Origin of the sequence: Schleiferilactobacillus shenzhenensis LY-73 (assembly GCF_000469325.1) — a bacterium.
Lineage (GTDB): Bacteria > Bacillota > Bacilli > Lactobacillales > Lactobacillaceae > Schleiferilactobacillus > Schleiferilactobacillus shenzhenensis.
Map to the genome: position 1 here is coordinate 12,750 of NZ_KI271595.1, position 6,702 is coordinate 19,451.

Annotated in this window: 6 protein-coding genes; all 6 read right to left on the reverse strand. The window is 57.2% G+C overall.

The features are described from left to right. Window positions 1-19: 19 nt before the first annotated feature. Window positions 20-187, reverse strand: a complete 168-nt coding sequence (locus L248_RS16110; RefSeq protein ID WP_196812028.1) for a DUF6903 family protein — start codon at window positions 185-187, stop codon at window positions 20-22. After that, a complete protein-coding gene (gene gnpA, locus L248_RS10050; RefSeq protein WP_245585299.1) occupies window positions 177-2,357 on the reverse strand; it encodes a 1,3-beta-galactosyl-N-acetylhexosamine phosphorylase in 2,181 nt (726 codons plus the stop codon). Before gnpA ends, L248_RS16110 begins: the two co-directional genes overlap by 11 nt. Before the next feature lie 7 nt (window positions 2,358-2,364). Continuing rightward, on the reverse strand, window positions 2,365-3,234 hold the full coding sequence (locus L248_RS10055; RefSeq protein WP_040536177.1) for a carbohydrate ABC transporter permease: 870 nt from the start codon (window positions 3,232-3,234) through the stop codon (window positions 2,365-2,367). Window positions 3,235-3,244: 10 nt separating this feature from the next. Beyond that, complete coding sequence (locus tag L248_RS10060; protein ID WP_022530100.1) at window positions 3,245-4,144, reverse strand: carbohydrate ABC transporter permease; 900 nt, start codon at window positions 4,142-4,144, stop codon at window positions 3,245-3,247. Window positions 4,145-4,204: 60 nt separating this feature from the next. After that, window positions 4,205-5,530 carry a carbohydrate ABC transporter substrate-binding protein gene (locus L248_RS10065; protein ID WP_022530101.1) on the reverse strand — a complete coding sequence of 442 codons (1,326 nt, stop codon included), beginning with the start codon at window positions 5,528-5,530 and terminating at the stop codon, window positions 4,205-4,207. A 106-nt stretch (window positions 5,531-5,636) separates the two neighbouring features. After that, complete coding sequence (locus tag L248_RS10070; RefSeq protein WP_051999991.1) at window positions 5,637-6,446, reverse strand: helix-turn-helix transcriptional regulator; 810 nt, start codon at window positions 6,444-6,446, stop codon at window positions 5,637-5,639. Window positions 6,447-6,702: the final 256 nt, after the last annotated feature.

Sequence of the window (6,702 nt, forward strand, 5' to 3'; positions counted from 1 at the left end):
GGGGCCAACGCCAGACTTTCTACTGGTACGACTTGTTATACCGCCACAGCAGCACCAGCAGTCCAGCCAGCCCAATGAGCATGACGCCTAGGCCGGCGTAGCCGATGTGCTGCTGGCCGCCGATGACCAGGGCCATGAAGAGGATGAAGAGGACGGCGTTGATGAGGATTTTCAGTTTAGTATTCATGATCGATCCGCTCCCATCGAATTTCTTCCGGCGCCAGCGACACACTCACCTGCTGCCCGCCCGTCGTGTACACGGTGGTCGTCTGCGGCGCGCTGGTGTTGTTCAGGACCGCGTAGAGCCCCGCGTCGGGATAGGCGGCGACTTCCGTTTCCGGATTGGTCGCGTACCAGGTCTGGAACGCATTTTCTTTCTTTGCTGCCCAGAACATCAGCCGCAGGAGCAGGTTCGCATTCTGCGGGGAGAAGGGCAGGCCGGCGAGGTAGACGCCCCGGCCTTGGCCGTAATCATGGCTGGTCAGGGTGACTTCGTCGTTGGCCGCGGCAATGACCGCGGTCTCCGGGAAGGCGTAGACGTTGTGGGTGCTCTCACCATAGTCCAGCGGCAGGGTCAAGCCGTCGGTGAGAAAGTGGTCAGCGACCGGGGCCGGCTGGTACTTGTCCGTGGACAGGGAGAAACCGGCTTCCTGGTCAACACCTAAGACATCGGCCAGCTGGAAGGTCCGGCCGGCCCAGGTGCCGGGGATGGCACTGGGTTCGCCGATACCGACGAAGCCGTGGCCAGCGGCGACCCAGGCGCGAATCGTGGTCACTAGGGCCGGATCCTGCCAGGCATCACCGCCGGAGAAGGCCGTACCGGCCGCCCCAACGTTGATCAAGACATCAATATCCTTCGGCACGCCCTGGCTGGTAATGTCGGCGAAGCTGAGGAAACGGACATTCACTGCCTGCCCCGCCAAGGCCTCCATCACCCCTTCATACGAGTAAGCCTGCTTGTACCGCTTGCCGTGGGCCACGATGAAGGGCTGCCAGGTGCGCAGCTTGCCCCACGCGTTCAGGACACCCACCGTCAGGCCGGCGTAAGGCTTAACGCCATGGATCTTGCTGTAGATATCGCGGAACTCGTCAGCCACGTGGGTGACGTAATCCACGAAGTCGGGGAACTGGGCGGCCAGCTTCAGGTAACCGCCGTACCCAATGCGGTCCACCGGCTTGCGCATGATCGCCCGCCGCGCCGTCAGCCAGTTCTGCTTGGCTTCGGCCACCGGATCTCCGCCTTTGTGGAAGACATCCGGGAAGAAATACGGCAGGAAACGGCCTTCCGTGTACTTCACGTGGGGAATATCGCTGATCAGCCGCAGGGTCGTGGCATTGCCCACAGACCCCACCACGGCGTCCAGACCAATATCTTTGAAATAGGGTCCATACGGTTCGGTCCCGATCCAATTGTCCCCCAGAAACATCATGGCTTCCTTGCCGGCCGCGTGCACCTCATCCACGAGAATCTTGGCCTGGTCGGCGACGAAACGGGCAATGAAGTCCACATAATCCCGGTAATGGCGGCTAGGCACACGGTAGCTGCTGTTGTAGAACCCATCGTCCACGAAGTCCTCCGGCCGCAACCGGTAACCTTTGACTTTCTCAAAGGCCTTCAATGCCGGGACGGAAACCGTGCCGCCGTAACCCAGCCAGTCCACGAACTTCTCCCGTTCCTGGTCGTCAAAGATCAGGGTAAAGTGGTAGAAGAAGGTGGTGAAGCGGACCACGTCGATCTCCGGGTTCGCCGCCAGCCAGCGGCGCAGCGTGTCGCGAATGAATTGCTGGGCCTCTGGATAGCGGACATCGAAAGGAATCTGATGGGGCACGTCACCCCAGTGGTTGGTCAGGTGGTTGTACATCTCGGTCGGGTCCCAAATCAGTTCGGCCAGGAAGCTGACGGTGTATTCGTGGTACGGCGCCGCTTGCCGAATCGTCACTGTGTCGTCATCCGGCAGCAAGGACCAGTTGGTCGTCGGCACAACAGCATCCGCGGTACGGTCGATCACTTCCCAATACTCGTGGGGATCGTCCCGGTAGTTCGGCCGAATCTGCTGGTCGAAGTAGTGGGCCATGAAAGGAATCGTCACGGTGGTGCCCGTGGCCGTTATCCGGTCGGACATCAGGTACAGTGACTGGACCGTTTCCGGGTGTTTTTCCGCAAAGTCGTTGTACCCCCGAGCCACGAAGTAGGTGGAGTACAGTTTCACCGCCAACTGCTTCAAGCCCGTATCCAGCTTTGTGCCGTCGGAGTCGCGGATCGCGTCCGCCCCCCAGCGGGTGATCAATTCTTGCGTTTCTTTCAGAAAGTCGGTGTCGCTGGGAATGGTCAGCCGACCAGTTTCTTTCGTCATCATCACTCACCTATCCCTTCACGCCGCCGACGGTCATGCCTTCGGTCAACTGCTTCTGCACCATGATATAGAGGATCAGTGTCGGCAGCATCACGATGACCAGCCCGGCATAGAGCTGACCATAGTTCTGCGCCGACTTCTGCGCCGCCGACAGGTTCAACAAGCCCACCGGCAGCGTCTTGTTGTCGCCGGGGATCAACGTCAAAGCCATGATGTACTCGTTCCAGAAGGACAGGAAGTTGAACAGGATGACCGTGATGATCGACGGCCGGGCCATGGGCGCCATCACCTTCAGGAACGTGGTGAAGTACCCGGCCCCGTCCATGTAGGCTGCCTCCTCGAAGCTGGCCGGCAGTGTGCGGAAGTAGTTCGACAACAGGTAGATAGTGAACGGCAAGGCCGTCGAGGCATACACCAGCGACAACATCCAGAGGTTGTTCAGGAAGATGCCGTGCCCGAGTATCTTGGTGAAGAAATTATCTCCGCCCAAGAGCATCAGGAAGATCGGCACCACGATATAGTTGGCGTTGATGAACAGCCCCAACATGAAGAACCAGTTCCAGAATTTCTGGGTGACGAAGTGGAACCGGGCCAGCACATAGCTGGCGGGCAAGGCAATGATAATCAATAGGATCAAGGATAGCGCCGTCACGAAGACGGAGTTGCCCAGATACTTACCCATCCCCGCGGTCGTCCAGGCCGACGTGAAGTTCTCCCAATGGAAACTCTTGGGCAGTGTCCACGGATTACCGTAGAATTCGGCGTTGCTCTTAACACTGGCCAAGAACACCCAAGCGATAGGTACGACAATGACGATGGCGAGGAGAATGAGGACAAGATAGACGAACGCTTTGTAAAGGCCGGTATGTTTGTTTTCCATTTCTCTCACCTCAGAATTCGTAGACATCGCGCTTGGTGATCCCCTGCAGAATCGCCGAGAGGGCGAAGGAGAAGAGGAATACGACCACGCCGATGGCCATGCCGTAGCCATACGCACTATTCGTGTTGGCTTGCTTATACATGTAACTCAGGAATACTTCCGTAGACCCGTTCGGCCCGCCGCCGGTCATCGCCGTCACCAACAGGAAGCTCAAGTTGATGGTGGAGATGACGAAGAAGGTCAAGGTCGTGCGAATCGTGTTCCAAGTCAGGGGAATAGTAATGGTGAAGAACTGGCGCACCGCCGTCGCCCCATCCAGACTGGCACTCTCGTACAGGTCTTCCGGAATGCTGGCCATGGCGGACATGTACATCACCATGTAATAGCCGATGGCCTGCCAGATCAGGGCAATGGCCACGGACCAGATGACCAGCTTTTCATTACCCAGCCACTGTACCCCTTGCCAGTTGCTCGGGTGGAACAGGCGCAAGACACTGTTCAGCAGCCCCTGCGCTGGGTCGTAGATCGCGGAGAAAATGGCCGAGATAACAACGATCGACAGGATGTTCGGGATGTAGAAAATGACCCGGAACAAGCCCACGCCTTTGAATTTCACCCGGGTGAGGATCGCCGCGAAAACGAGGGCGAAGGCCAAGGTGACGACCGTCACCAGAACGATCAGGACGATGGTGTTTTGCATGGCCCGAATGAAGTTCATATCTTTGGCCAGCGTCACGAAGTTCTGAAACCCGATGAATTCCTTATCCGGGCTGTACCCGCCCCACCGGTACAGGGACATCTGGAAGACGGACAGCACAGGATAAAGCATGAAGATGGTCATGAGAATGATGGCCGGGGCAAGGGCCAGCACGATGAAAATGCTGCGGTTGCGTTTGGCGTGTCCATTCATTTTTCTGCCTTCTTTCTAAAAAGGGCCAGCCCGCCGGCCGGCCCCACAAAACTAAGCTGCTTATTCCCGCAACTGGTCCGCTGCCTTAACAACGTCCTGCTGCCATTGACTGATCGACTTCGTCCCGTTGGTGACAGAAGTGATCTCACCAAACAAGGTATCGGTCATGTTGACCCCTTCAACGGCCTTGGCACTCTGGAACGAACCGGTCAGGACCTTAGCGCCATTGTCGTAGATGCCGTAGAACTGCTTCTGCTCCGCATCCAGCTGGCTGGTGATATTCTTGACAGGCTGAACGGCGCCGCCCTTCAAGAAGTCCTTCGTGGCCTTGTCGGAATACATGAAGGCAATGAACTTCTTCGCCAATGCCTTGTTCTTGGCCTGCTTAGGTACCCAGATCTGCTCGAAGTAAGTGTACGCATAACGCGTATCGGCTTTCACACCAGGCAGTGCCATGAAGCCCCACTCGAAGCCCTTGGCCCGCGGTGCATCTTTCATTTCACCGGTGACCCAAGTGCCGTTGGGCATGAACAGTGCTTTGTTGTCCAAGATCAGCTGCTGGTTCTTCCGGAAGTTCTCGTTGTTGGCGTTCGCGACCGTCGTCTTATCGGACTGCTTGACCAGATTGCCGACCAAGTTGAAGTACTGGGTCCCATCCTTGCCGGACCAAGCATCGTGATCATAGGACATGGCCTTGTTGAAGAACGACTTGCCGCCGATATCGGCGAGCAGAGAGTATGTCAAGCTGTCCATGTAGCCCGTGGTCGAATAGGTGAAGAGAGAAATGCCCTTGGCTTTCGCCTTTTCACCCAACGCCATCAAATCGCTGAAGGTCTTCGGCTCAGTCCAGCCATTGGCCTTGAGCAAAGCCTTGTTGTAGAACAACCCAGTCGGGGCGTAGAACATCGGCATCATGTAGGTCTTGCCGTCGCCGTAAGGCTCTGTCGCCAGGGTGCCGTCGAAGCCCGGCATCAAAACATCAGAAACCTTCTTCTTCTCGCCCGGAATGGTCATATTCTTGACGTCGCTCAAGTCTTCCATACCCTTAGACTTGATCATCGTTTCGGTCAAGCCGTCCGGCCGGCCCGTGGCCAAGTGGACCACGTCCGGATAGTCACCGGCCTTCATCTTCGGGGAGATGATGGATTCAATCTTCTTGTCGATGGTCAGCTTCACTTTGACACCAGGGTTGGCGGATTCAAAGTCTTTGACGACCTGCTTCCAGGGTGCGGAACCATAGCCGCCTTCCAGGGCTGCCACATTCAATGTTTTGCTCGTGCTGCCGCTGCTCTTGGCAGAGTTCTTGGTGCTGCCGCTGCCGCAAGCGGCCAATAATGCCGTGCTGGCCACCAGGACCACCGCGGTTAATAACCAACGCTTTTTCATTGCGTATTCCCTCCTCGGAATAATTGCACATGGGACTTTCTCTTATTGACAAGTACAGTGTAACAGGGAAAGTAAGCGCTTTATTTTAGAAATATTGGACCAAAGTTTAGGTTTCTTGCAAGGCGTGGGCAGATGCGTGGGCCAAGTGCCGATACAGCGACGGCGATAGGTTCACCTTGGCCTTGAAGACCTGATTGAAGTAGGACTGGGAATCAAAGCCCGCAATCTCGGCAATCTGACCGATGGCGTAGTCCGTCGTCCGGAGCAGACTCATACTTTCGGCGAGGCGCCGGGTCAGCACATAATTCATCGGTGTGTCGCCAAACGACTCCTTAAAGATCTTGATCAGGTGGAACTTGTCCAAGTGCAGGACAAAGGACAGGTCCTCCAAAGTCATGTGCTCCTTGAAGTGGGCATCCAGATAATCTTTAAGCACCTGGGCATCCCGGGGGATTTGGGCTGAGTCGGCTGGCACCATCTGCCAGCGATCCCGGGCAATGACGGTCATCACGGCCGTCACCATGTGGTTCAGCACAATGGCCGAATCCGTCGGCCGGGCCGCATATTCGTTGACCATGAAATCCAGCAGCGGCCGCAAGGCATTGTGTTCATCCCGGAACGACACCACGTCCAGCGCCTCGGCTTGCATATCCGCTAAACGCATCCGGTCCACGCCAAAGACGATGTACGCCAGCGGCGCTTTCTTCGACGAACGCTCGGTATGCAGCACATAGGGGTTGACCACGACGCCCGTACCGGGGCGCAGCGGCAGGGCTCGGTCGGTCAGCTGCAGCTCCCCCACCCCTTCGGTGACCAGCATCACTTCGGTGAAATAGTGGGAATGCATCGTGCTGTGCCAATCCGCCGGCGTATACCGCGACCGGCGGGCGTACATCAGTATCAACTCTTTATCCATAACGATCATCCTCTCGGTGAATTCCCATTTCTTCCCACCTAACGGTAACAGGGAAAGCGGTTCCTGTCATGGAATACGCTCAGGCGTTCCGCTGGGAGAAAGCTGCTGTCTGATTGGCGAATGCGCGGAGTGGGAGGCAGGTTAGTGTCTGGCGCTGGCCCGGGTGACTGGATTTAGAGGCAGGTTAGTGTCTGGCGCTGGCCCGGGTGACTACGGGCTCCGCAGATTGGGGGCTGGAACGCTGTGGGCCGACTTT

Bases quoted from the DNA above. Each gene is read 5' to 3' on its own strand.
- L248_RS10070 (WP_051999991.1), bottom strand. From the start codon at position 6,446: ATGGATAAAGAGTTGATACTGATGTACGCCCGCCGGTCGCGGTATACG.
- L248_RS10060 (WP_022530100.1), bottom strand. From the start codon at position 4,144: ATGAATGGACACGCCAAACGCAACCGCAGCATTTTCATCGTGCTGGCC.
- gnpA (WP_245585299.1), bottom strand. From the start codon at position 2,357: ATGATGACGAAAGAAACTGGTCGGCTGACCATTCCCAGCGACACCGAC.
- L248_RS10065 (WP_022530101.1), bottom strand. From the start codon at position 5,530: ATGAAAAAGCGTTGGTTATTAACCGCGGTGGTCCTGGTGGCCAGCACG.
- L248_RS10055 (WP_040536177.1), bottom strand. From the start codon at position 3,234: ATGGAAAACAAACATACCGGCCTTTACAAAGCGTTCGTCTATCTTGTC.
- L248_RS16110 (WP_196812028.1), bottom strand. From the start codon at position 187: ATGAATACTAAACTGAAAATCCTCATCAACGCCGTCCTCTTCATCCTC.